Raw genomic sequence first — 25,689 nt, 5'->3', positions numbered from 1 at the left:
GTTGGCAATAAGGACAGCCGTCTTCTCGCTTGGCGGGTTTTGGCCAAAGAAGTCATGAGCGACGGCGGAACTTTGAAGCATAATTCCGAGTTATCCCTACCAAAGATATCACAGGCTAGCCGAGCATTTGGATATATGCAATCGGGAGTTACATCGCCACTGGTAACAACCTGATTTCACACATCTAACCGGCCGACTGCTCCACTTCTGGCCGGACTGAAGCCCTCCCCCTCAATCCGCCATCGTCTCCAGACTGGCAAAACCGTCCGGGGCGCCCTCGTCGCCGAAGGGGGTGGTGACCTCGACGAAATCGTCGGGGTAGAAGCCGTTGAAGCGGGTCCTGAGCGACAGCGAATAGGCGCCGATGTGGCCGATCTCGATCCAGTCGCCGGTCTCCACCGTCTCCGGCAGCCAGAACGGGCGCGAGAGAATGTCGACCGAATCGCAGGTGGCGCCGCAGACGCGGAAGGCGACGATGTTCTCGGCGTCGCCCTTGCGCGTCTTGCGCGCCGGGTCGGGGATGAAGCGCGCCGGCAGCGTGATCTTGCCGGTCCAGCTGTCCGACAGCGAGGCCCAGATGCCGTCGTTGATGTAGAGCCGCTTGCCCTTGCGCAACAGCACCCGGACGATGAGCGAGAAGGCGCGCGCCACCACGACGCGGCCGGGCTCGGCCACCAGCGGCATGTCGTCGAAGCCCCATTCGGTGATGTTGTCGCGCAACTGTCCCATCAGCTCGGTGAGCGGCGGCACATGCACCGGCTTGCGGTTGGGGCTCGAGCCGTAGGTGGCCGGGAAGCCGCCGCCGACGTCGAGGCCGACCAGCTCGACGCCGGCGCGGTTGCGCACCCAGTCGGCCGATTTGAGCGCCAGCTCGTAGGATTCCGCCTCCTCCACCTGGCTGCCGACATGGAAGCAGAGCCCGACCCTGAAGCCGATCTTGTCGAGCCGCTGCACCAGCTCGACCGCGTGGCCGGGGGCGGCGCCGAATTTCTTCGACAGTTCGTACATGGCGTGACCCTTGGTCTGCAGCCGCACGAAGATGGTGATGGAGGCCGGATCGAGGTCCATGGCACGCACGATCCTGAGCACCTTGGCGATCTCGTCCTCGTGGTCGAGCGACATGACGCGGATGCCGTATGTCTCCAGCGCCAGGCGGATGTCGGACTGCGCCTTGACCGGATGCATGTAGAGCATCTCCGCGTCCGGCGAGGCCTCGCGGACGGCGGCGAATTCGCCGGGCGAGGCGACGTCGAAGATCCTGACGCCCGCCTCAACCAGCGTTTTCAGCACCATCGGCTCGCCATTGGTCTTGACCGCATAGGCGGTCTCGCCCGGAAACAGCGCCATGAACTGCCGCGCATCCTCCTTGAGCACCTCGGGGCGGAAGCAGTAGAGCGGATGATCGGGGCGCAGCGCCAGCGCGGCTTCGGTTCCCGTGGCGAATCGTTGCATCTCTGTCTCCCGGATGGTGGAAAGCTCTTACATCATTCAACACTGTCGCAATCAACGCCGGGGGCCGGACATCGTTGCCTCCCGCAATCGTCCGCGCCGCCGGCCTGAGCGGCGGTCGCGCGTTTTCGGGTGGCGCGCCGCCGGGCGCCATGCGATCAGATCGATCGAACCGGAGTTTGCCGATGCCCACGCCCAGCCCGCTGACCGCCCTCGCCCATCCGCGCTCGATGGACCTCGCCACCTGGGGCCTGCTCGTCGCCCTCGGCCTGATCTGGGGCGCCTCGTTCTTCTTCGGCCGCGTCGCGGTCGCCCACATCCCGCCCTTCACGCTGGTGCTCGCGCGCGTCTCGATCGCCGCCCTCGCCCTGCATCTGGCCTTCGGCCGCATGCCCGGCTTCTACGCGCTGCTGACCGCGCGCTGGCGGGCGCTGCTGCTGATGGGCCTGCTCAACAACGCCATCCCCTTCACGCTGATCTTTGCCGGCCAGACCCAGATCGGCGCCGGCCTCGCCTCGATTCTCAACGCCACCACGCCGCTGTGGACGGTGCTGGTGACCCAGGTGCTGACCTCCGACGAGAAGATCTCGCGCGCCAAGCTGATCGGCTGCGCCCTCGGCATCGCCGGCACCGTGCTGCTCATCGGCCCTGCCGCGCTGGGCCAGGCCGATACGCCGCTCTGGGCCAAGCTTGCCGTCATCGGCGCGGCCATCTCCTACGGTTTCGCCACCGCCTGGGGCAAGCGCTTCCGCGACCTGCCGCCGCGGGTGACCGCCACCGGCCAGCTGACCGCCTCGAGCCTGATCATGCTGCCGGTGGCGCTGCTGTGGGACCAGCCCTGGCAGCTCGCCGTGCCGCCGCTGCCGGTGATCGGCGCGGTGCTGGCACTGGCGCTCGTCTCCACCGCGTTTGCCTACATCATCTTCTTCCGCATCCTCTCGCGCGCCGGCGCCACCGCCACCTCGCTTGTGACGCTGCTGGTGCCGCCCTCGGCGATCCTGCTCGGGGTGCTGTTTCTGGGCGAAAGCCTGTCGCTGCTGGAAGCCTGTGGCATGGGTCTGATTGCGCTCGGGCTCTTGTCACTCGACAATCGGCTCGCCATAACAAGGCGTGCAACAGGTTGATCCGGAAGGATTCGTGATATGACGGCTGGTCCGGCGATGATGCGCCTTGCGGCGCTGGTGGAAGCGCGCGAGACCGGCCGAGCCCGGCCCGACCACATGGTGGCGCTGTCGCGCGACGCCATTGCCCGGCTCGACGGCCGCATCCACGCCTTCGCCCATGTCGCCGAGGACCCCGCCGTCTCAGCCGAGGGGCCGCTTGCCGGCATCGCCATCGGCGTCAAGGACATCTTCGACACCTACGACCAGCCCACCTGCTACGGCTCGCCCGCCTATGCGGGAAACCGGCCCGCCACTGACGCTGCCATCGTGGCGCTCGCCCGCCGCGCCGGCGCCACCATCATCGGCAAGACCGTCACCACCGAGTTCGCCTATTTCGAGCCCGGCCCCACGGTCAATCCGCACAACCACGCCCACACGCCGGGCGGCTCGTCCTCGGGGTCTGCCGCCGCCGTGGCGTCCGGCATGGTTCCGGCCGCCATCGGCACCCAGACCGGCGGCTCGGTCATCCGCCCGGCTGCCTTCTGCGGCGTCGCCGGCTACAAGCCGAGCTACCGGCTGCTGCCGACGACGGGCATGAAGCACTTTGCCCCCTCGCTCGACACCGCCGGCCTGTTTGCCGCCTCCGTCGCCGACGTGGCCGTGTTTGCCGAGCGGCTGACCGGCCGGGCGCTCGCAGCCGGTCCGGTCGACGCCTCGACCATCACCGTCGGCGTGTATTTCTGCCCGCAGCTCGACGGCGCCGACGAGGCCATGCGGCTGGCGCTGGAACAGGCGGCGGAAGCCGCGGTCGCCGCCGGCTTCACCGTCGTCGCCGTGGCCGAACCCCGGCCGCTGATGCTGGCGCGCGAGGCTCACGGCCTCATCCAGGACTGCGAGGCGGGGCTTGCCTGCGGTCCGGATCTCGACCGTTTTTCCGACTCGATGAGCCCGCGACTGCGCGAGGCCATCCGCTCCGGCCTCATGGTGTCGCCGCAGGACTACGACGACGCCCGCAGGCTGGCCAAGCGCGGCCGCGGCGCTGCGCGGACGCTGTTCGATGATGTCGATGTGCTGCTCACTCCGTCGGCGCCCGGCGCCGCGCCCGAGGGCCTCGCCTCCACCGGCGATCCCCGCTTCAACAAGCTGTGGACGCTGATGGGCACGCCGGCGGTCAATATTCCGGGCTTCAGCGATGCCGCCCATATGCCGCTCGGCGTCCAGGCCGTTGCCCGCTTCGGCCATGACCGGACGCTGCTGTCGGTCGCCTCGCGGCTGGAACAGGCCTTCGCCGAGGCCCGCTGAGGCCCATCGCGGGATTCATATTCGGGCCCTGTCCGCTGGCCTTTGCCGGATCCCTGTCGTGATGCGGAGAACGGCTCCACTGCGGGACGACAGGCATTCGAACCCGCCGTCGGCATGTTGCACTGCACCATATACAGAGGTTGGGGCACAAGCTCACTAAAATACTAACAAATCGTTAATATTGCAATTCGCTCTATTCTATCAACGGGTTGCCAAACCGAAAAAGATTCGTTTTCCACAAACGGCCGCAATGCAGCAACGAATTCGCTTTTCACGCGGGCCAAGGCGTGACTATCATTCAAAGGTTAACGCAAGGAGGTCCGTGATGGGATTTACGCAATCGGTTAATGCCCTTGTGATCTGTGCAGCGTTCATTTTCGTCGGGGCCATGCTGTTCATCTGAACCAGCCGAGTAGACGAAGAATGATGGGTTCAGGCGGGAGCGTTTCGGCGCTCCCGCCATTTTATTGCCCGCGGTTCCGGCAATGCCCCCGCTGCATTGGCCGCGGGCGACGTCAGGCCGCCGCACCCACCGAACCCGGCTTGTCGCCGCTCGAGGTCGTGCCGCCGTTGCCGCGCAGGCCGAGAAGATGGCAGATGGCATAGACCAGCTGCGCCCGGTTCATGGTGTAGAAATGGAAATCGTCGACGCCGCGCTCGACCAGGTCGGTGACCTGCTCGGCGGCCATGGCCACGGCCACCAGGGCGCGGGTCTCCGGATCCTTTTCCAGTCCGTCGAAGCGGCGCGCCAGCCAGTCGGGCATCGACGTGCCGCACAGCGCCGCGAAGCGGGCAACCTGGCCGAAATTGTGGATCGGCAGGATGCCCGGCACGATCGGCACATAGATGCCGGCCCGACGGACCCGCTCGACATAGCGTTCATAGGTGTCGTTGTCGAAGAAGAACTGGGTGATCGCCCGGGTGGCGCCGGCATCGATCTTGCGCTTGAGCATGTCGATGTCGGTGGCGAAATCGGAGCTTTCCGGATGTTTTTCCGGATAGGCTGCCACCGAGATCTCGAAATCGTCGATGCCGCGCAGTCCGGCCACCAGTTCGGCGGCATTGGCGTAGCCGCCCTCGTGCGGGCGGTATGCGGACCCAACGCCTTCCGGCGGGTCGCCGCGCAGCGCCACGAAATGCTTGACGCCCACGGAGCGGAATTCGCGCGCCACGCCGTCGACCACCTCGCGCGGGGAGCCGACGCAGGTCAGATGCGCGGCCGGCGACAGCGTCGTCTCCGCCGATATGCGCGAAACGGTGTTGAGCGTCGGCATCTTGGTCGAGCCGCCGGCGCCGTAGGTCACCGACACGAATTCAGGCTCGAAGGGCGCCAGCCGGGTGATGCTCTCCCAGAGCTGGCTTTCCATGTCGCCGTTCTTGGGCGGGAAGAATTCGAAGGAAACCTTGATCCGCGATGCGGCGGCCGGCTGGGTGGTGCGGGCTGTGGCAGACATGTCAGGCGGTTCCAGTTTTCGAGAGGGAGGCTTCGGCATCGGCGATCAGCAGCCGCGGATCTCGCGCCAGCCAGATGGTGACGGTGAGCGCCCGCGGATCGTCGGTTTCGGGCGGCAGGTCGACGACGCGGTCGACCGAGAGATGGTTCTGCGCGAGCCATTCGCCGATGACCTCGTGGGAGAAGCCGAGACGGGCATGGGCGTGCTCGCTGCGCAGCGACTCGTGAGTGTGCGGGGCGAAGTCGACGATCAGAATGCGGCCACCGGGACGCAGCATGCGCGCAGCCTCGGCGATCGCCGGCGCCGGATCGTGCAGGAAGTGGAGCACCTGGTGGATGGTGACGAGATCGAAGCTGTCGCGGTCGAGCGGCAGATTGAAGATGTCGCCCTGGCGCACCGAGGCATGATTGACATTGCCCTCGTCGAGCTGGTTGCGGGCGATCGCCAGCATGTCGCGGCTAGCGTCGATGCCGATGCCGCGGCGGTAGTGATGAGCCAGCAGCTCCAGCATGCGGCCGGTGCCTGTGCCGAGATCGAGCAACGCGTCGAACGGCGTCCTGCCGATCAGGTCGAGAACCGCGCGCTCCACCTTCGCCTCGGGCACATGCAGGCGGCGCAACTCGCCCCAGCTGGCCGCGTTGGCCGAGAAATAGGCCTGCGCCCGGTCGGCGCGCGCCTGCTTGACGCTCCGAAGCCGCTCGCCGTCGCGCACCAGCACGGCGTCTGTCGGCGAGGTGACATCGAGGATCTTGGCCACCAGCGAGGCGCGCAGTCCCTCGCCCACCAGCCGGAAATAGGCCCAGGCACCCTCCTGGTAGCGTTCCACCAGTCCGGCCTCGCCCAGAAGCTTGAGATGGCGCGAGATGCGCGGCTGCGACTGCCCCAGAACCTCGGTCATCTCGCTGACGGTCAGATCGCCGTGATTGAGCAGGGCCACCAGCCGCAGGCGGGTCGGCTCACCCGAGGTCTTGAGGATTTCAACGCTTTCATCGAGCGTCAGAAGCGAGTGCGACAGCATGGATACCTCGAAATTGATATAAAGATATCTTTATGTCAATTTCGAGGGTCGCGCAAGTGAAAGATTGTGTCGCTTTTGCGCCGCGCACTGGAACGGCCCTCCATGCGGAGACGCTCAAGCGCTTGTTTCAGCCCGAGAATGGCCGCGGGGCGGTCGCCCCGCGGTCTCTCCGAGCGCACCCGCGGCCGGTGCGGAACCGTGGGACGGAGCGCGTGCCGTGCAAGGCACATCGCCGGAATTCAGAGTGACGCGACGTGCCTTGGCTCTCTGTCGGTGGCATGTCGTGATCCCCATACTGCGCCAGACCTTTGCCTGACGTGCGTCAGCGGTAGATCCACTGCTCCGGCAGCATGACGGTCACGCCCTCGCCCGTGGCGATGCGCCCCGGCTTTTCCACCCAGGCCACCAGTCCGCGGCGACGCCTGGCGGCGTCCTTGAAAGACAGCGCCAGGCTGGTGGCGTCGCGATCGGGAAAATTGGCCGCGATTGTGCCGCCCGCCAGCCGGCAGGGCGCGTTCTGGCCGTCGACCTTCAGCGTCACCCCTCCCTCGAAGAAGATCAGCGAGCGCGGCGGCAGCATCGACAGGAGCGCAATGCCCCCGAGCACCAGATTGGCGCCGATCCAGCCCGGCTCGATGCGGTCGATGCCCATGTCGGCCGCCGCAAGCGCCAGTTCGTCCTCCGCGACGATGGAGACCTGCCGCTCGTTGCGCATCTCGGTGCCGCGCGGATACCAGGGCTCGCGGCTGCCGGAGCGGCGCGTTGTTCCCTCGTGAAAGTCATTGGCGATGCCGTCATAGCTCAGATCGAGCCCGTCGACCGGGGCGGACACGAAATCGCTGCCGGCCGCCTGCAGCACGGCGGCGACGCGGCCCTTGATCCGCCGTCCCGGAACGATGTCGGGCATGTCCAAGGGCAGGTCGGCAAACAGGCTGGCGGTCATCGCAGGCTCCTGGGGGCGGTGGGTGGGCAGCCCGAAGGCGCGGTCCCGTTCATAGACAATTGCGTCCGCCCGCACCAATCACAATGCGTGAAGGCCGCATCAGATGCGGGAATGGTGCAAAGGACGCAGTTGATTACGGAACGGTCCGCGTCAACGATAGATTTCCCGGCGGTGGCCGATTTCAACGACAAGGATTTCAAGTTCCATGTCCCGGAGCCGGGTGAGAATGCGAATGTCGCCGCTTCGAAAGCGCCAGATGTCTTCGCCGACACCCACCAGCCGTCGGCCGAGCGCGCGGATCGGGGTGGTTTGCCAGCCGCTCCGCCAGAAAGGCGCCGACACGCTTGCGGTCTTGCGCACCCAGCCTTTGAAAATCCCTTTCGGCCGCCCGGGTGAAGACGACCGTCCAGTTCATGCCTTCGCAGCCTTTCCGCTCGCCGCCTCACGCAGCCCGGAGCGTTGATCGCGCAGCACCTCGGCCAGTGGAATGCGGATGCCGTCGTCCTCCGCCAGCCGCTGCTCGGCCAGATAGCGGTCTTCCATGTCCTCGATATATTCAATCAGCGCCTGGCGGGCATAGAAGCTTTTGGTGCGGCCGGTCCGGGCGGCAAGCTCGGTCAGCCGGCGTTCGAGATCGGGCGGCAGGCGAAGGGCAAGCATGGCGGTTCTCCTTTGCTATACATGTATAGCAAATCTGCGAAACGGTCAAAGCCTCGGTCTTGCCGTGTCAGCCGCCGGCACGGCCCGTCCGGGGCCCGGCCAGCGCCTGCCAGGGCAGCGCGTTGTCCGGCAGCCGCCGCGCCAGCATCTGCATGGCGAGCATGAGCAGGCAGGCGAGCGCAGTCGCGCTCACCGCCACCGCCGCGGCCTCCGCCGCCAGCCCCGAATCCTCGAGGCTGAGCATCGCCACGCCGAGCGTCTCCGTTCCCGCCGACCACAGCAGCGCCGACACGGTGAGTTCGTTGAAGGCCAGCAGGAAGACCATCAGCATTCCGGCGAACACCGCCGGGAACACCAGCGGCAGGATGATGTGACAGAGCCGCTGGCGCAGCGGCACCCCGTCGCAGATCGCCGCCTCCTCGACGGCATGGTCGAGCGTCGCCATCGCCGCCAGCACAGGCTTGAGCGCGACGGCGAAGAACCGGGCGTGATAGGCAAACAGGATGATCAGCGGCGTGGCGTAGATCGACACGCCGATCAGTGGCAACGGCTGGATGAACAGCAGGATGCAGGCAATCGCCAGCACGATGCCGGGAATGGCGTAGGGCAGCTCGATCACCGCGAATGCTGCCGCCCTGAGCTTCGGCCTTGCCCGGTCGAGCACATAGGCGGAGGCGAGTGTCATCGCGCCGAGGCTGATGGCCGTGGCACCCGAGAGCGCCAGCGAATTGCGGAACGCCCTCACCGTCAGATCCTGGCGGAACAAGACCTCCGCGTAGGGTGCCAGCGTCATGCTCCGCCACGACAGCCGCACGCCGTAGGCCGGCACCAGCGAGGTGGCCGCCAGCGACGCCAGCGGCAGCAGGATGGTCAGGGCAACGAAGCCCCAGACCGCGATCTCCACCACCGGGCGCCAGCGGCCCAGCATCCAGAACGGCTCGATGCGGTGGTCGTTCTCGAACCGGCTGTGCGCCCGCGCCATGAGCAGGCCGGCGGCAATCACGCCGGCGCCGGCGATCAGCGCGATCAGCATGGAGATTGCCGCCGCGTCGCCGATGGTTCCGGGCCCGAAGCTCGCGAGCTTCCGGTAGAGCAGCGTCGGCAGCGTCGTGTAGCCGACGGGCAGGCCGAGCAGCGCCGGAATGCCGAAATTGCCGGCACCCGCGACAAACACCAGAAGCGCGGCGGTGAGGATGAATGGCCGCAGCAGCGGCAGCACGATCAGGCGGACCACCTGCCAGGGACTCGCGCCCTCGATCAGCGCCGCCTCGATGAGCGAGCGCGGGATCGACGCCAGTCCGGAGGCCAGCGTGACGGCGACCAGCGGCGCATGATGCAGGCCCATGACCAGGATGATGCCGAACCCGCCCAGCATCGGATTGGGCGTGCCCGGCGACGGCGCCAGACCGACAAGCTTGAGCAGCGGCGAGGCGGGGCCGGCCAGCGTCTTGAAGGCCAGCGCCGAGATCTGCGGCGCGATCATCAGCGACATCACCAGGATGAAGGCGAGCGGGGTGCGGGCGCGCAGCGTCGTCACCGACAGGACGAGCGCGAAGCCCGTCCCGACCACCAGCGCCAGCGCGCCGGAGCCGAAGGCGACCGCGAGCGTGTTGCGCGCCGCCCGCCACACTTCCGGCGTGTCGAGCACCTGCCAGAAGGCGACAACGCCGCCGCCGAAGGCCGCGGCGATGAGGCGCCCCATGGGCAGGAGGCTGAACAGCACCACGAAAGCCGCCAGCGCCAGCGTCAGGCGAGAACCCTCGCGCCAGCGCCAGTCCGGCGCCAGTCCGCGCCAGGCAGGGCGCGGAACGGCAATGCTGTCCACCGTCACCGACAACGCTTACTGGCCGAAGATGCCGGCAAACCGGGCGGTGTCGGCCTCGGACTCGGCGAGCGCCCTGGCGGCATCGAACGGCATCACCTTGATGGCGCTGCGGTCGGGAAAGCCTTCCGGCACCGCCACGTCGGGACGGGCCGGCAGATAGCCCTGGCTGAGCGCCAGTTCCTGGCCCTCCTTCGAAATCAGGAAATCGACGAAGGCTTGGGCTGCCTCCGGGTTCTGGGTCGAGGCGAGGATCGCCACCGGCTCGGAGATCGCCGAGACGCCCTCCATGGGGAACACGAACTCGACCGGCGCTCCCTTGGCCTTCTCGCGGATCGGCAGGAAATCGACGATCATGCCGTAGAGCTTCTCGCCGCCGGCAACCTGCTTGAGAACGCCGCCATTGCCGCCCGCCGCCTGCGCGCCGTTGGCCGCGAGCCCTTCGTAAAAGCCCCAGCCGGCCTCGAGATTTCCCACCAGCGTGGCGGTGTGGATCAGCGCCGCGCCCGATGTCAGCGGCGAGGGCATCGCCACCTGACCCTTGGCCTCCTCCTTGAGCAGATCCGCCCAGGAGGTGGGCACCATCGTGGCGGCGGTGTTGTAGACGATGCCGGTGGTGATCAGCTTGGTGCCGAACCAGAATTTCTCCGCGTCGTGGGTGCCGTCCGGATAGGCCGAAACGTCTGCCTCGGGATAGGCCATCAGCAGGTCGCGCTGCTTGAGCCCTTCCATCGTCACGCTGTCGGCGATCAGCAGCACATCGGCCGGCGTCGCGCCGGCGGCCAGTTCGGCCTCGAGCTTGGCCATGATCTTGGTGGTTCCGTCGCGGACGAAGGTGACCTGCACGCCGGGATTGGCCTTCATGAAGGCGTCGACGGACTGCTGGGCGTCGGTGTTGGGCTGGCTTGTGTAGAGGGTCAGCGTGCCGTCGACTGCACCGGCGGGGCCGGCCATGGCGGAAATCGAGGCCATCAGGCCGAGCGACAGGGAAATGATGCGGGTCATGGGGACACTCCGGTGTTGTCGGGGGGGCGGCTCCCGGAACGCTTAAGCAGGCTAAATGACAGCGATATGACACGCCCACGCGGACGATCCGCGGCGGCCCTGCCGGTTCGCCCTGCCGCAGCGGCAGGCATCCCGGCACCGGGCGGCAGACTGGTCCGGTATGACCGCAACCATGAACAGCCTGGGAAACGGCAGGAGCAGCGTGCCGTCGGCCAGCGCCGGGTAGGCCGCGGCGATCTGGCGTTCGTAGGCATCAAGGAACTGCCGTTGCTCGGCGTCATCGAGCGGATCGAGGAAAGGGCGCAAGCCGGTGCTCCTGACCCACTCGACGATCGCCGCCGCATCCGTCATCGGATGGTGATAGGTGGTGCGCCAGACGTCGACCGAGCTCGCGAACGGCGAAAACAGCTGGTGGTAGAAGCCCGCCGGAGGCAGCTTCTCCCGGGCGACTCCTGCCAGCTTTTCGGCAAAGGGCATTGCTGCGGCCGTCTCGCTCATCAGCATGTGTGTCGGCTGATCGAGATTGTCCGGCATCTGCACCGCCATGACGGCGCCGGGCCCGAGCAGTTGGAACTGCGCCTGCATCACGCTGGCATGGTCCGGCAGCCACTGGTAGATCGCATTGGCAAACAGCAGATCGGCTCCCTCCGGCGGTCGCCAGTCGCGGGCGTCGGCGAGTTCGAAGCGCGAGCCCGGCAGGCGCTTGCGCGCATCCGCCAGCATCGCCGGCGAGGTGTCGATCCCCGTCACCTCGGCCGTCGGCCAGCGTTCGGTGATCAGCTCGGTCGAATTGCCCGGGCCGCAGCCGATGTCGACGACAAGCCGTGGCGCCTCGAGCGCCACCCGGGCCAGGAGGTCGCGGGCAGGCCGCGTGCGCTCGTCGGCGAACTTGAGATATTGCTCTGCGGACCAGTCGGCCATGCGACAACCTTTCAGATGTTGACCGGTCGGCCTGTCGCCTGAAACCGGATTTCACCGCCCTGCAGAAAGCAGCTCTTGGTAAACAGCTGCAAGTCCAGTGGATTGGGCAGACGGATATCCTCGAGTCCCGGGCAGGCCTTGGTCGACGGATCGTAGGACCGGTCAATCTGCGAGGCAAAGACGATGACCAGGCCTTGGGCTCGTGCAAATGACGCGAGTGATCCCACTTGGGTCGTCAGGGATGGTGTCTCGCGCCTTTGGTCAAGCAATTGAAGATAGTCGACAACCACAAGGGTTCCCCTTGGTGCGGTGCCGACCTTGTCGATGATGTATTCCGCACTGATCGCATCTGAATCGTCGAACCGGAACGAACCGCCAAGGCTCGCCGCCTCCACGCCAATGGCGCAAAAATGCCCAAGCAGGTCAATCGACGTGTATTCCAGTGTGAAGACCATGGCATGCCGGCCGGCCCTGACCGCCTCGACAGCCAGTTCCAGGCTCAGCAATGTCTTGCCCTGGCCCGGGCGGCCACCAATGAGAACAAGATCACCCGGCGCCAGCCGGTCAAACAGCTTGCGCGCCGGGCTGCGCGCTGAGAGCCGTGCCGCGAGCAGACTCCACCCATTGACGCCCTGTTGCGCAGCCACTCGATCGAGTGCCTGGTGCAGGGGTATTTTCTCCTGGCGCGACAAGCGTCGGGCCTGACGTTTCAACTGATAGACAGCCGCCGAAAGTTTCATGGACGAACCTCCTGTTGCGAGCAGGTCTTGCAATCCCTCCTTATGCCAGTGCTCGACCAGTTGGTTCCGCTGGACCAATGCCCCGCATGCATGATGCTTCCCCGTCTTGGAGGGAGGAGGCGCGGGCAGCGCCAGAATCAGACTCTAGCTCAATCGGAATCCGACGGCCATCGACCATTCACCAGGCAAGCCACATGCCATCGTGGTTCAAGCTCGCGCCGGTTTCCGCGAGCGTCAGTCCTTCAGCGATCCTTAGAATCTTGGCAGCGCTGGTGTCGACCTCGATATCGGCCCCGGCCCGCCCATGTCGGTGCTGACCCAGCCCGGATGAACCAGCGCCACGCCCGTTGGCTTGAGATCGACCGCCAGCCCCTGCATCACCTTGTTGACAGCCGCCTTAGACGCCGGGCTGGCGATCCGGTCGGACCTGGCGTAGGACATCCGCCCCATCGCCCAGGAAACGGTGAGAAGCCGGCAGATGCTGCGCCACCCCATCGCGCGCGGGACGCGGGCGCTGGTTGGCGAACTCTAGTTCCTGATTTGTCGCATTGTCCTGCGACGAAGTGAAAATCACTTCGTCTGGAAATGCTCTAGCTGCCCCACCCCAGCGAACGTGCGTGAGTGAGCACGGCGTTGCGGCGATCTGGATTGCCGGGATGAGTCGAAAAGAAGCTATCGCCTTGATGGCTTGCGCCCGGGGACAACTGCTCGAGCAGCCGGTCTAGGAGGTCGACAAAGGCAAGCGGATCGCGCCCCTCGCCGGCTGCCAGCATCAGTTCCACACTTCGCCGGTCGGCTGCCGCTTCGAATTCGCGGCTGTAGGACAACTGCTGCAGACTGGCTGCCTGGGCGAGCAGCGTGTCCACCATTTGTCCGGAATCGCCTGCGATCACCCCGACCATGACCGCCAGTCCCGCCGCCCGGTAGAGCATCTGAAGCGTATGTCGCGCTTCGACATGGCCGATTTCATGGGCAAGAACACCATCGATCTCGTCCGGGGTTCTGGCCATCAGCACCAGTTCATCGGTCAGGATCACCGTTCCGCCCGGCAACGCGAAGGCATTGGCGCCCACGATCGGGCTTGAGCGAAACACAAGAGCGAGCGGGACGGACCCGGTCTCTGCCTGCATTGCGAGTCTTGAGAATCGATCTGCAAGCGCCTGCCGCCGTTCAACTGACAGTTGGCTGGGAGAGAGCAGTGTCTGGTCCACCGTCTTCAGCGTTCCCGCATCCATCAACGCCGACACCGACGCGGGAGTCATTCGCGCCGCAACATTGGCCAGAGTCGGCACGCCGTACAGGAGGAGCAAAACCACCGATACAACCGTGGCCACGACAAGGATCGCCACCGTGCGCCAGCTTGCCTCGAGATCGAACACCCGCGCCAGCATGCGGCTCTCGCGATCTCCCGCCGCATCGATCCGCGCATCGGCAGGGGCTTCGAACAGGGCGCCGCCTTCAAGTTCGATACGGCGCGGCACACTGCCAAGCCGTGCGCCCACGGCGAGGACTTCACGAACCGAGCTGTGCGAGGCCCCATCCCTGTCGAAAGAGATGGTCGCCAGATGGCCGGAAATGGTCATCCGCGCGGGAAAGGCACGCGCCGAACCGGGCTCGAAATACCGCCCCTCGATCGGTGGAGCCCCGGCCCGCGTCCCATTTGTCATCCGGTCCTCACAAGCCGAAATCCATGCCCTCGATGTCGAAATACTCGGCGGCCGCGACATTGCCTTCGCTCTGCGCGGCGTCAATGACCGACTCAAGATCGCCATCGATCTCCAGCGCCGTATGATCTGCGAGATACGCCCATGTCCGTGTCGCGGCCCAGGCCCTCAACAATCCCAGCGACAGCACGGTTGCGATCAGATTGGTGACCATGATCCACAGATAGCGCCCGCGTCCCAGGCGCGATTTCAACCGATACCGGCCATCGAGAAGAGTTGAATTGAAAGCGATATTGCGCACCCCGGCTCCGTGGTAGAAGATCAATCCGAGCATGGCCGGATAGATGATCACGCTTGCCGCGCCGGCCCAAACACCTGCGGCGTTCGAGCCGTCAGAGCCGTTTTGCATTGCCACAAGTTCAATGAGAAGGACCGGCACGAGGATCGCCACCGCCATGGCGATGAGCATCAGGAGAAGCATCAACAGCGTGCGTCCGAAATTGGCGTAGTAGGGACCCACTCCGGAGACCGTCTCGAACTGCGCCCTCCCCCAGCGCGTGTTCGACCCGATATACTGGTTGATGGCCTGAAACATGAAGGGCGAGAGCAGGTAGGCCGTGAAAGCGGCACCCATCGGCCAGAGGATGAAACTCTTGAACGCACCGCCATAGGTACCGCGGAAGCCGAAGCAGACATTGCGGTAGACCGTATTGCGCGCATTGAACGCCATGGATGTGTTCAGCATCCACGGGAAAGCGATGATGTAGGGAATGAACAGCACCGCGAAGAAGGGGCTGATATTGAGCAGCACATTGACCACAATCAGCACGCCGACGACGATCAGGCGGCCTTTGAGGATCTTCTTCGGGTCGGCGACATAATCGAAATTATGCCCGTCGAGCCAGGTGTTGCCGTAGAAATATTTGAGCCGCCGCACTTTCGCCCAGGGCGAGTAGAGCCCGATCGTGATGATGCTTAGAAACAGATTGACGATCCAGATCCGGAAATACTCTCCCGCCGATCCTGTAAAGGAGAAGCGCTCCGGACGAGGCCTCTTGGAAAATGCCGCATTGACGCCCATATCTCTGGTCGCGTCGCCGCGCCCGAAATCATCACCTGCCACGGCGATCGCCCCCGTCTGTACCCACCTTAGCAGCCAACCCCCTGGCAATGCTGGAAAAGAGATACAACCCAATGTGGGAAAATACAACCCTGATTAGTTAACATCCGCAATTGAACCTGAGGAACCGGCGGCCGGGCTGCCGCTGCTCACCACGCCACGTCGGACCCATCCCAAGTGTGGAACCGCCCGGTGCCCCCAAGCGTCAGTCCTTCGGCGATCCTGAGAATTCCGGCCGCGCTTGCCTCCGGTGCGACTGCAGCCCCGGCGCCGCCCATGTCGGTCCGCACCCAGCCAGGGTGAAGCGTCGCCACCGCGATGCCGAGCGGCTTGAGATCGGTGGCGAGCGCCTGCATGACCTTGTTGAGCCCGGCCTTCGAGGCACGATAGGCGATCCGGTCGGAACTGGCGTGGCTCATCGAGCCCATGAGCGAGGAGATGCTGAGAACCCTTGCGTGGTCGCTTCGCTTGAGATGTGGCAGAAAGGCCTGAGTGACGGCCAGCGGCGCCATGGTGTTGACGGCCAGCGTGCGGGCGAAGCCTTCGAAGTCCATCTCGAGCGTCGACTGCCGGCCCGGCCCGATCACGCCCGCATTGTTGATCAGGATGTCGATCGGCGCATCGATGCTGGCGGCAGCCGCGCGGACCGCCCCATGGTCGGTGACGTCGAATACGAGGTCGTGAAAATTGCCATGCGCGCAGATATGCGCCTCCGGATCGGTGACCAGTGCCCGGGCCGAGCCATAGACGGTCCAGCCCTTGCCGAGCGCCTGCCTGGCAAGCTCCAGGCCGATGCCGCGATTGGTGCCGGTGATGAGAATGGTGGTCATGCTGTGCCCGCCTCGGGTCAGGATCGAGGCGGCAGAGCTGTCGCCTTGCCCATGCTCGCAGCTGTCGTTGAAAGCGTGGACATGTCGCCCGCACCGGCGAAGTCAAGCGGCCCGCCGGCCGTTCATGCGGTTCGGATCTGCTCAGAAGCAGGGCAGCACTCGAACCAGTTCCGGCGGCCAGTCGAGCCGGGTCTTGGCGCAGGAGATGCCGGCGGCGAGCACCGTGCTGTCCTGCGCCGGATAGAGCGAGGCGCCCTCGAAGCCGTTGCCGGTCTCGTAGCGCAGCACGAACAGGCCGGCCGCGTAGTAGCGGAACCAGTCCTTCCGGTTGAGATAGGCGCGGCCCGGGGGCATCGACCGCGCGTCCGGCAGGGCCACGGCGACGCGGTTGCCGTTGTCGACCGCCGACAGCACCAGGCCGTAGCCGTCGCGATCCCAGCTGCTGTCCGCCTCCGGCGGAGCCAGGCCGGTCGGCGGCGGACCGTCGCCGCTTGCGGCGGCCCCCTCGAGCGCGCAGTTGCCGGCGTGGTCGGTCGCCTGGATGCCGAACTGCACATAGGCGATCTCGCCGTCGTGCTTGCGGGCAAACGCCACGAAGCGCCCGATCTCCGGCTGGCGGGCCAGAGGATCACAGCTGAGGGTGGCCGCGATCGCCGGCAGTGGCGGGGCGGCGACGCGCGAGATCCATGCCGCGAGCGCCACCACGACGAGGAGGAAGACCAGGAAGCGGATCGCGCGCAGCATCACCCTCACCGTGTCAGGCGCTTGTAGGTGACCCGCTTCGGATTGACCGAATCGGGGCCGAGGCGGCGGATCTTGTCCTTTTCGTAGTCCTCGAAGTTGCCTTCGAACCATTCCACGTGGCTGTCGCCCTCGAAGGCGAGGATGTGGGTGGCGAGCCGGTCAAGGAACATGCGGTCATGCGAGATGATGACGGCGCAGCCGGCGAAGTTCTCCAGCGCCTCCTCGAGCGCGCCCAGCGTCTCGGTGTCGAGATCGTTGGTGGGCTCATCGAGCAGCAGCACGTTGCCGCTCGACTTCAGCAGTTTGGCCAGATGCACGCGGTTGCGCTGGCCACCCGAGAGCGTGCCGACCTTCTGCTGCTGGTCGCCGCCCTTGAAGTTGAAGGTCGAGCAATAGGCGCGCGAGTTCATCTCGTGCTTGCCGAGCTTGACGATGTCGTTGCCGCCGGAGATTTCCTCCCAGACGGTGGCGTTGGCCGTCAGCGTGTCGCGGCTCTGGTCGACATAGGAGAGATTGACGGTCTCGCCGATGGTGATGGTGCCCGAATCCGGCTTCTCCTGGCCGGTGATCATGCGGAACAGCGTCGTCTTGCCGGCGCCGTTGGGGCCGATGACGCCGACGATGCCGCCGGGCGGCAGCATGAAGGAGAGATTGTCGATCAGCACCGTGTCGCCATAGCCCTTCGACAGGTTCTCGGCCTCGATGACCACCTGGCCGAGGCGCTCGCCCGACGGGATGATGATCTGGGCCTCGCCGGGACGGCGGTCGTCGGCGGCGTTGACCAGCTCGTCATAGGCACGGATACGGGCCTTCGACTTTGCCTGGCGCGCCTTCGGCGAGGAGGCGATCCATTCCTGTTCGCGGGTGATCGACTTCTGCCGCGCCGCGTCCTCGCGGCCTTCCTGGTGCATGCGCTTGGCCTTGGCCTGCAGATAGGCTGTGTAGTTGCCCTCGTAGGGAATGCCCTTGCCGCGGTCGAGTTCGAGAATCCAGCCGGTGACGTTGTCGAGGAAGTAGCGGTCATGGGTGATCATCATGACGGCGCCGGGATACTCGCGCAGGTGCTTTTCGAGCCAGGCGATGGTCTCGGCGTCGAGATGGTTGGTCGGCTCGTCGAGCAGCAGCAGGTCGGGCTGGCTCAGCAGCAGCTGGCACAGTGCCACCCGCCGCTTTTCGCCACCCGACAGATTGTCGATGCTGGCCTCGCCCGGAGGGCAGCGCAGCGCTTCCATCGCCATCTCGACCTGGCTCTCCAGGTCCCACAGGTTCTGGCTGTCGATGATGTCCTGCAGACGCGCGCCCTCGTCGGCGGTTTCGTCGGAATAGTTCATCATCAGTTCGTTGTACTTGTCGAGGATCGCCTGCTTGTCGGCGACGCCCTGCATGACGTTGCCGAGCACGTTGAGGCTCTCGTCGAGCTGCGGCTCCTGCGGCAGGTAACCGCGGGTGGCGCCGTCGGCAATCCAGGCCTCGCCGGTGAATTCGGTGTCGAGCCCGGCCATGATCCTGAGCACGGTCGACTTGCCGGCGCCGTTGGGGCCGAGAATGCCGATCTTGGCTTCGGGATAGAAGGACAGGTGGACGTTCTCGAGGACCTTCTTGGCGCCGTAGAACTTGTTGAGTCCCGCCATGTGATAGATGAACTGCCGTGCCACGATGCGCATGCTCCGTTGTCGGATGAGGGAATGATTGGGCCGCTTCTACATGATCGGCAGCGGTTCCGAAACATCAAATCGCGCCTTTTCCGACGGGCCTCGCACCCGCCGGTCCGTATGGCGATCCCATGGCCCGCCAGGAAGTCAACGCCCGGTCCGGGGAAACCGGACCGCCGGCGCCGGCGCGGTTGGTCCGGACCTATCGGAGGCAATGAATGGATCCATCAGCAGGATTGACGAGCAATGCTGCCGGTTTGGGGCTATGGAAATCCGCACGGCATACCGACCGGCTGCCAATTCATCCAACCCGCCCGACCCCGCGAATGCGAGAGCCACCCGACATGAGTACCCCGAAGGACGTGGTCCCGCGCCGTCCCTCCATCCCCGCGCTGGAGCCCCACGTCACCCGGGGCCTGGTGCTGATGCTGCTCGCCGTCACCATCTCGCCGATCATCGACATCTTCTCCAAGCTTGCCATCGCCACCATCTCGCCGGTGGAGATCACCGCCGCGCGCTTCCTGCTGCAGGCGGCCTTCGGCCTGCCGGTGCTGGTCTGGCGCCGCATCCCGCTGGCGCTGAGCTGGTCGAACACCCGCTCCAACGCGCTGCGCGGCGCCATCATCTGCATCTCGATGGTCTGTTTTGTCGCCACGCTCCGGGTGATGGCGGTGGCCGACGCCATCGCCATCTTCTTCGTTGAGCCGATCATCCTGACCGTGCTGTCGAGCGTCTTCCTCAAGGAGACCATCGGCTGGCGCCGCTACACGGCCTGCGCCGTCGGATTCTGCGGCGCGCTGCTGATCATCCAGCCGAGCTTCGAGGAGGTCGGCGCAATCGCGCTGCTGCCGATCGTCAGCGCCTTCGCCATTGCCGTCTTCATCCTGCTCACCCGCATGCGCGCGGGCTCCGAGAACGCCTGGGCCATGCAGGTGCAGTCCGGCCTCTGGGGGCTGCTGCTGTGCGTGCTGATGCTCTGGGCAGGACACGACAGCGGCCTCGAGCTCTTCGCGGTCGCCGTGCCCGACGGCGTGACCCTGCTCTATCTTCTCGGCGTCGGCATCTCCGCCTCGGTCTCGGGCATGCTCGGCGTCTATGCCTACCGCGCCGCGCCGGCCTCGGTGCTGGCGCCGCTGCAATATCTCGAGATCGTCTCTGCCACGGTGGTGGCCTGGTTCGTCTTCGGTGATTTTCCCAACGCGCTCAAGTGGCTGGGAATCGCCATCGTCGTCGGCTCAGGCCTGTTCATCATCTGGCGCGAGCGCCGCTTCTCCTCCAGGCCGGTGTCGGGCGTCAAGAACGCGACGTTGTCGCCGTGAGGCGCGGCGAAAGCCTGCCGGGGCGCCCTGCCCCGCGCCGGCCCGGGCCATCCCGTCGGACCGGCCTTGATTTCCGCCCCCAACCAATGATCAATGCGCCATGACCAGCTTTTCCGCCGCACCGCTGCCGAGTTCCACCGGCGCCATTCTGGCTTTGCGCCACATGCCCGCCGAAGGTCCGGCGCGGGCGGTGGTGCAGATCAACCACGGCCTGGCCGAGCATTCCGGCCGCTACAGGCGCTTTGCCGCGTTCCTCGCCGGACAGGGTTATCATGTCTATGCGCACGATCATCGCGGTCATGGCGGCACGCGCGCGCCTGACGCCATTCCCGGCCAGTTCGCTCATGCCGGCGGCACGGAGAAGGTGATCGCCGACGTCCTTGCCGTCCATGATCATATCGCCGCCCGTCATCCCGGCCTGCCGGTCGTGGTCTTCGGCCACTCGATGGGCGGGCTGATCGCCTTGAACTTCGCCGAGCGGCACCCGCGGCGGCCGGCGGCGCTGGCGGTGTGGAACTCCAATTTCCATGCCGGACCGGCGGGCCGCGCCGCCCAGATCATCCTCGCCACGGAGGCATGGCTGAAGGGCTCGGACGTGCCCAGCCAGATGCTGCCGCGCCTCACCTTCGCCGCCTGGGGCAGGGCCATACCCCGCCACCGGACCCCGTTCGACTGGTTGAGCCATGACAGCGCCGAGGTCGACGCCTATATCCGCGACCCGCTCTGCGGCTGGGACGCGACAGTGGGCATGTGGCAGGCGGTGTTCCGTCTCATCTACGCCGGCGCCAGCAAGCGGGCGCTCTCCCGCCTGCCGCGCGCCCTGCCGATCCATCTCGTCGGCGGCGCCGAGGACCCTTCCACCGGCAGGGGCGCGGCGCTGGAATGGCTAGCCCGCCGCATGCGCGGGAACGGACTGGCCGATGTGACGTTGAGCATCCTGCCGGGCACCCGGCATGAATCCCTCAACGAGACCAACCGGACGGAGACCATGGCCGATTTTTCCGTCTGGCTGCTCGGCGCCCTGCCCGCCGCCGCGGCCCAGCCACCCGCCTCCGGCACCTGAACGCCCCATTCGCGCCGGACGTGACAGGTCCGGGCCATCTCTGTTATCAGCAAACAAAATCGGAACCCCGCCCATGCTCGCTGACATCTTCACCGTCGAACATCTCACGACATTCCTGGTGCTCACCGCGCTCGAGACCGTGCTCGGCTTCGACAACCTGCTCTACATCTCCATCGAGGCCAAGCAGGTGGCGCCCGAGCGCCAAGCCTTCGTCCGCCGCTGGGGCATCATCCTCGCCATCGGCCTGCGCATCGTGCTGCTGTTCGTGGTCCTGCAACTGATCGAGGCTTTCCAGGAGCCGCTGTTCACCGTGACGGGCGTCCCCTTCATCGAGGGGTCGGTATCCGGCCACTCGCTCATCGTGCTGGCCGGCGGCGTGTTTCTGATCTACACGGCGCTCAAGGAAATCACCCACATGATGACGCTCGAGGTGCACGAGCATGACAAGGCCGCGCGCGCCACCAAGAGCATATCCAAGGCGCTGTTCTGGATCACCGCCATGAACATCATCTTCTCCTTCGACACCGTGCTTTCGGCCGTGGCGCTGACCGACAACTTCATCGTCATGACCGCCGCCATCGTCGTCTCCGGCGGGCTGATGGTGCTGATGGCCGACACGGTTGCCAACTTCCTCAAGAAGAACCGTATGTACGAGGTCCTGGGCCTGTTCGTGCTGCTGCTCGTCGGCATGATGCTGATGAGCGAGGGCGGCCACATCGCCCATCTCGCCTTCTTCGGCTACGAGGTCGAGACGATGTCGAAGGCCACCTTCTACTTCATCCTTGTCACCATGGTGCTGGTGGAGATCGTCCAGGGTCGCTACCAGCGCAAGCTGATGCACGAGAAGGACCTGACCGTGATCAAGGCCGGAACCGACTCCGGCCATGTCTGAGGCTCCCCTCCACGGCATCCGCGTCATCGAACTGGCGCGGATCCTGGCCGGCCCCTGGGCCGGCCAGTTGCTTGCCGATCTGGGTGCCGACGTCATCAAGATCGAGCATCCCGACGGCGGGGATGACACCCGAACCTGGGGTCCGCCCTTCGTCACCGGCGCTGACGGCGTCAACCTCTCGGCTGCCTACTACCATGCGGCCAACCGCGGCAAGCGGTCGATCGCCATTGACATCGCCACGCCCGAGGGCGCGGCCACGGTGCGCGAGCTGATCGCCACAGCCGATGTCGTCATTGAGAACTTCAAGGTCGGCGGGCTCAGGAAATACGGCCTCGACCACGACAGCCTCAAGGCCGCCAATCCGAAGCTCGTCTACTGTTCGATCACCGGCTTCGGCCAGACCGGACCCTATGCGCCGCGCGCCGGCTACGATTTCATCATCCAGGCCATGGCCGGCATGATGTCGGTGACCGGCGAACCCGACGGCGAGCCGCAGAAGGCCGGGGTCGCCATTTCCGACCTGTTCACCGGCCTCTATTCGGTCATCGCCATCCAGGCCGCCCTCCGCCACGCCGAGAGGACCGGCGAAGGCCAGATGATCGACATGGCGCTGTTCGACACCCAGGCCGGCATGCTCGCCAACCAGAACCTCAACTACCTCGTCTCCGGCGTGGCGCCCAGGCGCATGGGCAACGCCCATCTCAACATCGCGCCCTACGAAGTCTTCCCTGTGGCCGACGGCCATGTCATCATCGCGGTCGGCAATGACGGCCAGTTCCGGCGCCTCTGCACGCTGCTCGGCGCAACGGCGATGGGCATGGATCCGGAATTCCGGACCAATCCGCTGCGCGTCGAGCATCGGGCGCGGCTCCGCGCCGGCCTGATCGTGGCACTTGCCGGCTGGAAGAAGCTCGATCTGCTGGCCGCCTGCGACGCCGCTGCGGTGCCCGCCGGCCCGATCAACACCATCGAGGAAATGTTCGCCGATCCGCAGATCGTCGCCCGCAAGCTGCGCATCGACCTCGACGACGCCGTGGGCACCCATATTCCCGGCGTGCGCACGCCGATCCTGCTGCCCGCCTCGCCCCTCCACTACGACCGCCCCAGCCCGCGCCACGGCGAACACAGCGACGAGATTCTCGCCGAACTCGCAGACCTGAAACAGAACGGACGCACTTCATGACACCCTCCTCCCGCACCGGCGGCCAGCTCATCGTCGATTCGCTCAAGGCCAACGGCGTCCGCCAGATCTATTGCGTGCCGGGCGAAAGCTACCTCGCCGTGCTCGACGCGCTCGTCGACAGCGACATCGGCGTTACCGTCTGCCGCCAGGAAGGCGGGGCGGCGATGATGGCCGACGCCTGGGGCAAGCTCACCGGCGAGCCCGGCATCTGCTTCGTCACCCGCGGCCCCGGCGCCACCAACGCATCCGCCGGCCTGCATGTGGCGCGGCAGGATTCCACCCCGATGATCCTGTTCATCGGCCAGGTGCAGCGCGACGCCCGAGAACGCGAGGCCTTCCAGGAAGTCGAATACCGCCGGGCGTTCACCGAATTCGCCAAATGGGTGGGCGAGATCGACGACCCCGCCCGGATTCCGGAATTCGTCTCCCGCGCCTTCGCCATCGCCACCTCTGGCCGTCCCGGCCCGGTGGTCCTGTCGCTGCCCGAGGACGTGCTGCGCCAGGTGGTCGCAAATCCCGTTGCCGCGCAGCGCTACACCCGCGTCTCCACGCGGCCGGGCACCGTCGAACTTGGCGACCTCGATGACCGGCTGGCGAAGGCGGAACGCCCGGTGATGATCCTCGGCGGCTCCGGCTGGACAGAGCGCGCCGTCCACGAGACCGAGGAATTCGCAGCCCGCGCCAGCGTGCCGGCGGGCGTCTCGTTCCGCCGCCAGATGCTCTTCGACCACCTGCATCCCGCCTATGCCGGCGATGTCGGCATAGGCATCAACCCGGCATTGGCCGAGGAAATCAGAAATTCGGATCTGGTGCTGCTGGTCGGCGGGCGTTTTTCCGAAATGCCGTCGTCCGGCTACACGCTGATGGAGATTCCCTATCCGAGCCAGCCGCTGGTGCATGTCCACGCCGACAGCGCCGAACTCGGCCGTGTCTACCGGCCCACGCTTGCCATCAACGCCGACCCGGCCTCCTTCGCCGCCAGCCTCAGGACCATCGGCAACACGGTGCCTGCCAGCCGCGCCGCCCGGGTCGAAAAGATGCACGACTCCTACCTCGCCTGGTCGACGCCGCCGGAAACCGGGCCCGGTCCGGTGCGGATGGGCCCGATCGTCAACTGGCTGGAGAAGAACCTGCCCGACGACGCCATCCTGACCAACGGCGCCGGCAACTACGCCACCTGGATCCACCGCTTCCACCGCTTCCGCGGCTTTGCCACCCAGGCCGCCCCCACGTCCGGCAGCATGGGCTACGGCGTGCCCGGCGCGGTCGGCGCCCAGCAGGCGTTCCCGGACCGGCTTGTGGTCTGTTTTGCCGGTGACGGCTGCTTTCTCATGCATGGCCAGGAATTCGCCACCATGGTCCGCCACGCGCTGCCGATCATCACCGTGGTGGTCAACAACGGCATCTACGGCACCATCCGCATGCACCAGGAGCGCGACTATCCCGGCCGCGTCAGCGCCACCGCGCTCACCAACCCGGATTTCGCCGCCTATGCCCGGGCCTTCGGCGGCCACGGCGAGACCGTGGAGCGCACGGAAGACTTCGCACCGGCTTTCGAGCGGGCGCGGGCTTCCGGCAAGCCCTCGATCATCGAGGTGAAGCTCGATCCCGAGGCCATCACCCCGATGCGGACGCTGAGCCAGATTGCGGGGACTGGCGTGAAGGGGTGAACGGGCTTGAGGGCCATGACGGCGTCTGTCCGATAAGGCCTGACCGAGCTTCACATCTCTGGTATTCTCGTGTCCAGCTCTGTTCTCGGCGGATCATGCAATGCGGACTGACTGGATCAAACGTCTGTGGCGCCAACCGCTGTGGAGGCCGTTGCGGGACCGGCCGGGCAGTGCCGCTCCGGAAACCGGGACCGCGTGTTCCGCCATTCCCCGCACGATCTGGATCTATTGGGACAGCGGCTGGGACCAGGCACCGGCGTTGAGTCAGGACGCGCGCGTGTCATGGCGGGTCAACAATCCCGGCTGGACACTTCGCGACATCGACCTGCCGGAAGCCGAGCGTCTGCTTGGCCCGGACTGGCGCCGCCACGACCTGCCCGAGACGATGACCCCGACTGCCTTGTCCAACCTGGTGCGCCTGTCGCTGCTGCAGCGGTTCGGCGGCGTATGGGCGGACGCGACCACATTCTGCGTCACGCCGCTGTCGCAGTGGATCGACGTGCATGCGGCCGGCGGCTTCTTTGCATTCGAGAAGCCCGGCCAGGACCGGGCGCTTGCCACCTGGTTCCTCGCCGCCGAGCCCGGCAACCTGATTGTCGAAAGATGGCTCGATGCATCCTGGGAGTACTGGAACGGTCGGGATGCCCAGGACGAATTCCACTGGGTGCACCGCCGCTTCGCGATCCTGCTCGAAAAGGACCGGGAATTCCGCGACGCGTGGGCGATGGTCAACCATATCAGCGCCCGTCACAGGCTTCACCTGTCACCCGGTCACGCGTCGCTGGACGAACCGCCCGTCGCCGCCGACCGGGAGGCCGTGGCGAAGAGGATTGCACCTGTGTGCAAGCTCACCAATCGCCGTCTCCCGGCCCCGCCCGGCAGTCTGGGACAATACCTCCAGCAGATCCTCAAGAAGCCGGTGGGCAAGCGCTGACAAGGCTCGGTCCAGCCGTCGTTCGGAAGCTCGGCCGGAACTGTTGGACGGATCCGCAAAGCCCCTCCAGCAATTCCAGTCCCTTGCGGAAATTTTCGCCCCTTGCCGTCCACCCCTCGCGCCCCCGTGCCATACTTGCCGCATCTTCCGCCAGAACGGATGTTCCGGGGCTACGGACCCCGGGACGGCGGAAGGCGGTGG

The 25,689-nt window shown here is 66.1% G+C and carries 24 protein-coding genes; 8 read left to right on the top strand and 16 right to left on the bottom strand.

The window, feature by feature from the left end; genetic code table 11:
* Positions 1–231: 231 nt before the first annotated feature.
* Complete coding sequence (locus DFR52_RS23900; protein ID WP_110034603.1) at positions 232–1,452, bottom strand: alanine racemase; 1,221 nt, start codon at positions 1,450–1,452, stop codon at positions 232–234.
* A gap of 182 nt (positions 1,453–1,634) precedes the next feature.
* On the opposite strand from DFR52_RS23900, the gene DFR52_RS23895 reads away from it, so the two are divergent.
* Both DFR52_RS23895 and DFR52_RS23890 read left to right on the top strand, forming a co-directional pair.
* On the top strand, positions 1,635–2,573 hold the full coding sequence (locus DFR52_RS23895; protein WP_110034602.1) for a DMT family transporter: 939 nt from the start codon (positions 1,635–1,637) through the stop codon (positions 2,571–2,573).
* Between the two features lie 18 nt (positions 2,574–2,591).
* Entirely contained in the window at positions 2,592–3,854 is a 1,263-nt protein-coding gene (locus tag DFR52_RS23890) for an amidase (RefSeq protein WP_110034601.1), read from the top strand.
* 515 nt (positions 3,855–4,369) lie between these two features.
* Here DFR52_RS23890 and metF read toward each other — a convergent pair.
* From metF to ettA, 15 genes are all read right to left on the bottom strand, one after another.
* A complete protein-coding gene (gene metF, locus DFR52_RS23885; protein WP_110034600.1) occupies positions 4,370–5,308 on the bottom strand; it encodes a methylenetetrahydrofolate reductase [NAD(P)H] in 939 nt (312 codons plus the stop codon).
* Position 5,309: 1 nt separating this feature from the next.
* Positions 5,310–6,326: an ArsR/SmtB family transcription factor gene (locus DFR52_RS23880; RefSeq protein WP_110034599.1), complete on the bottom strand. Its 1,017-nt coding sequence runs from the start codon at positions 6,324–6,326 to the stop codon at positions 5,310–5,312.
* A 322-nt stretch (positions 6,327–6,648) separates the two neighbouring features.
* Positions 6,649–7,269 (bottom strand): MOSC domain-containing protein, encoded by a 621-nt coding sequence (locus DFR52_RS23875; protein WP_110034598.1) that lies wholly within the window; start codon positions 7,267–7,269, stop codon positions 6,649–6,651.
* A gap of 150 nt (positions 7,270–7,419) precedes the next feature.
* Positions 7,420–7,629: a type II toxin-antitoxin system RelE family toxin gene (locus tag DFR52_RS23870; RefSeq protein WP_245415476.1), complete on the bottom strand. Its 210-nt coding sequence runs from the start codon at positions 7,627–7,629 to the stop codon at positions 7,420–7,422.
* 51 nt (positions 7,630–7,680) lie between these two features.
* Positions 7,681–7,929, bottom strand: a complete 249-nt coding sequence (gene relB / locus DFR52_RS23865) for a type II toxin-antitoxin system RelB family antitoxin (RefSeq protein WP_110034597.1) — start codon at positions 7,927–7,929, stop codon at positions 7,681–7,683.
* Between the two features lie 67 nt (positions 7,930–7,996).
* Positions 7,997–9,760, bottom strand: coding sequence for an ABC transporter permease (locus tag DFR52_RS23860; RefSeq protein WP_110034606.1), 1,764 nt, complete (start codon positions 9,758–9,760; stop codon positions 7,997–7,999).
* A 9-nt stretch (positions 9,761–9,769) separates the two neighbouring features.
* Positions 9,770–10,723, bottom strand: a complete 954-nt coding sequence (locus tag DFR52_RS23855; protein ID WP_245415477.1) for an ABC transporter substrate-binding protein — start codon at positions 10,721–10,723, stop codon at positions 9,770–9,772.
* 84 nt (positions 10,724–10,807) lie between these two features.
* On the bottom strand, positions 10,808–11,677 hold the full coding sequence (gene tam / locus DFR52_RS23850; protein WP_110034595.1) for a trans-aconitate 2-methyltransferase: 870 nt from the start codon (positions 11,675–11,677) through the stop codon (positions 10,808–10,810).
* 11 nt (positions 11,678–11,688) lie between these two features.
* Entirely contained in the window at positions 11,689–12,417 is a 729-nt protein-coding gene (locus DFR52_RS23845; RefSeq protein WP_110034594.1) for a DNA helicase, read from the bottom strand.
* Positions 12,418–12,669: 252 nt separating this feature from the next.
* Positions 12,670–12,858, bottom strand: a complete 189-nt coding sequence (locus DFR52_RS24750) for a hypothetical protein (RefSeq protein ID WP_210205903.1) — start codon at positions 12,856–12,858, stop codon at positions 12,670–12,672.
* A gap of 149 nt (positions 12,859–13,007) precedes the next feature.
* The gene (locus tag DFR52_RS23835; RefSeq protein ID WP_425351253.1) at positions 13,008–14,084 is read right to left on the bottom strand and encodes a M48 family metallopeptidase; all 1,077 of its coding nucleotides are present in this window, start codon (positions 14,082–14,084) and stop codon (positions 13,008–13,010) included.
* 7 nt (positions 14,085–14,091) lie between these two features.
* On the bottom strand, positions 14,092–15,291 hold the full coding sequence (locus tag DFR52_RS23830; protein WP_245415475.1) for a YjgN family protein: 1,200 nt from the start codon (positions 15,289–15,291) through the stop codon (positions 14,092–14,094).
* Positions 15,292–15,350: 59 nt separating this feature from the next.
* Entirely contained in the window at positions 15,351–16,031 is a 681-nt protein-coding gene (locus tag DFR52_RS23825; protein ID WP_110034592.1) for an SDR family oxidoreductase, read from the bottom strand.
* A gap of 141 nt (positions 16,032–16,172) precedes the next feature.
* Positions 16,173–16,775 carry a hypothetical protein gene (locus tag DFR52_RS23820; RefSeq protein WP_146215667.1) on the bottom strand — a complete coding sequence of 201 codons (603 nt, stop codon included), beginning with the start codon at positions 16,773–16,775 and terminating at the stop codon, positions 16,173–16,175.
* A 5-nt stretch (positions 16,776–16,780) separates the two neighbouring features.
* A complete protein-coding gene (gene ettA / locus DFR52_RS23815) occupies positions 16,781–18,430 on the bottom strand; it encodes an energy-dependent translational throttle protein EttA (RefSeq protein ID WP_110034604.1) in 1,650 nt (549 codons plus the stop codon).
* Positions 18,431–18,771: 341 nt separating this feature from the next.
* Between ettA and DFR52_RS23810 the strand changes: the two genes are divergently transcribed.
* The 6 genes from DFR52_RS23810 to DFR52_RS23785 all read left to right on the top strand — a co-directional run bounded on the left by DFR52_RS23810 (position 18,772) and on the right by DFR52_RS23785 (position 25,488).
* Positions 18,772–19,746 (top strand): DMT family transporter, encoded by a 975-nt coding sequence (locus tag DFR52_RS23810; RefSeq protein ID WP_110034590.1) that lies wholly within the window; start codon positions 18,772–18,774, stop codon positions 19,744–19,746.
* 100 nt (positions 19,747–19,846) lie between these two features.
* Positions 19,847–20,809, top strand: a complete 963-nt coding sequence (locus tag DFR52_RS23805) for an alpha/beta hydrolase (protein ID WP_110034589.1) — start codon at positions 19,847–19,849, stop codon at positions 20,807–20,809.
* Positions 20,810–20,882: 73 nt separating this feature from the next.
* Positions 20,883–21,701 carry a TerC family protein gene (locus DFR52_RS23800; protein WP_110034588.1) on the top strand — a complete coding sequence of 273 codons (819 nt, stop codon included), beginning with the start codon at positions 20,883–20,885 and terminating at the stop codon, positions 21,699–21,701.
* Entirely contained in the window at positions 21,694–22,884 is a 1,191-nt protein-coding gene (locus DFR52_RS23795) for a CaiB/BaiF CoA transferase family protein (RefSeq protein ID WP_110034587.1), read from the top strand. Before DFR52_RS23800 ends, DFR52_RS23795 begins: the two co-directional genes overlap by 8 nt.
* The gene (locus DFR52_RS23790; protein WP_110034586.1) at positions 22,881–24,554 is read left to right on the top strand and encodes a thiamine pyrophosphate-binding protein; all 1,674 of its coding nucleotides are present in this window, start codon (positions 22,881–22,883) and stop codon (positions 24,552–24,554) included. The genes DFR52_RS23795 and DFR52_RS23790 overlap by 4 nt, the downstream gene beginning before the upstream one ends.
* Before the next feature lie 100 nt (positions 24,555–24,654).
* Entirely contained in the window at positions 24,655–25,488 is an 834-nt protein-coding gene (locus DFR52_RS23785; protein ID WP_110034585.1) for a capsular polysaccharide synthesis protein, read from the top strand.
* The last annotated feature ends 201 nt before the right edge of the window (positions 25,489–25,689 follow it).

The sequence above is a fragment of the Hoeflea marina genome (genome assembly GCF_003182275.1).
GTDB classification, from domain to species: domain Bacteria; phylum Pseudomonadota; class Alphaproteobacteria; order Rhizobiales; family Rhizobiaceae; genus Hoeflea; species Hoeflea marina.
Note: the sequence above shows the minus strand (reverse complement) of the source record. Positions and strands in the feature narration are given on the sequence as shown.

What these genes read in the sequence shown, in the direction of transcription:
- DFR52_RS23900 (WP_110034603.1), bottom strand. Translation starts at nt 1,452, where the DNA reads ATGCAACGATTCGCCACGGGAACCGAAGCCGCGCTGGCGCTGCGCCCC.
- DFR52_RS23895 (WP_110034602.1), top strand. Translation starts at nt 1,635, where the DNA reads ATGCCCACGCCCAGCCCGCTGACCGCCCTCGCCCATCCGCGCTCGATG.
- DFR52_RS23890 (WP_110034601.1), top strand. Translation starts at nt 2,592, where the DNA reads ATGACGGCTGGTCCGGCGATGATGCGCCTTGCGGCGCTGGTGGAAGCG.
- metF (WP_110034600.1), bottom strand. Translation starts at nt 5,308, where the DNA reads ATGTCTGCCACAGCCCGCACCACCCAGCCGGCCGCCGCATCGCGGATC.
- DFR52_RS23880 (WP_110034599.1), bottom strand. Translation starts at nt 6,326, where the DNA reads ATGCTGTCGCACTCGCTTCTGACGCTCGATGAAAGCGTTGAAATCCTC.
- DFR52_RS23875 (WP_110034598.1), bottom strand. Translation starts at nt 7,269, where the DNA reads ATGACCGCCAGCCTGTTTGCCGACCTGCCCTTGGACATGCCCGACATC.
- relB (WP_110034597.1), bottom strand. Translation starts at nt 7,929, where the DNA reads ATGCTTGCCCTTCGCCTGCCGCCCGATCTCGAACGCCGGCTGACCGAG.
- DFR52_RS23855 (WP_245415477.1), bottom strand. Translation starts at nt 10,723, where the DNA reads ATGGCCTCGATTTCCGCCATGGCCGGCCCCGCCGGTGCAGTCGACGGC.
- tam (WP_110034595.1), bottom strand. Translation starts at nt 11,677, where the DNA reads ATGGCCGACTGGTCCGCAGAGCAATATCTCAAGTTCGCCGACGAGCGC.
- DFR52_RS23845 (WP_110034594.1), bottom strand. Translation starts at nt 12,417, where the DNA reads ATGAAACTTTCGGCGGCTGTCTATCAGTTGAAACGTCAGGCCCGACGC.
- DFR52_RS24750 (WP_210205903.1), bottom strand. Translation starts at nt 12,858, where the DNA reads ATGTCCTACGCCAGGTCCGACCGGATCGCCAGCCCGGCGTCTAAGGCG.
- DFR52_RS23835 (WP_425351253.1), bottom strand. Translation starts at nt 14,084, where the DNA reads ATGACAAATGGGACGCGGGCCGGGGCTCCACCGATCGAGGGGCGGTAT.
- DFR52_RS23825 (WP_110034592.1), bottom strand. Translation starts at nt 16,031, where the DNA reads ATGACCACCATTCTCATCACCGGCACCAATCGCGGCATCGGCCTGGAG.
- DFR52_RS23820 (WP_146215667.1), bottom strand. Translation starts at nt 16,775, where the DNA reads ATGCTGCGCGCGATCCGCTTCCTGGTCTTCCTCCTCGTCGTGGTGGCG.
- DFR52_RS23810 (WP_110034590.1), top strand. Translation starts at nt 18,772, where the DNA reads ATGAGTACCCCGAAGGACGTGGTCCCGCGCCGTCCCTCCATCCCCGCG.
- DFR52_RS23805 (WP_110034589.1), top strand. Translation starts at nt 19,847, where the DNA reads ATGACCAGCTTTTCCGCCGCACCGCTGCCGAGTTCCACCGGCGCCATT.
- DFR52_RS23800 (WP_110034588.1), top strand. Translation starts at nt 20,883, where the DNA reads ATGCTCGCTGACATCTTCACCGTCGAACATCTCACGACATTCCTGGTG.
- DFR52_RS23795 (WP_110034587.1), top strand. Translation starts at nt 21,694, where the DNA reads ATGTCTGAGGCTCCCCTCCACGGCATCCGCGTCATCGAACTGGCGCGG.
- DFR52_RS23790 (WP_110034586.1), top strand. Translation starts at nt 22,881, where the DNA reads ATGACACCCTCCTCCCGCACCGGCGGCCAGCTCATCGTCGATTCGCTC.
- DFR52_RS23785 (WP_110034585.1), top strand. Translation starts at nt 24,655, where the DNA reads ATGCGGACTGACTGGATCAAACGTCTGTGGCGCCAACCGCTGTGGAGG.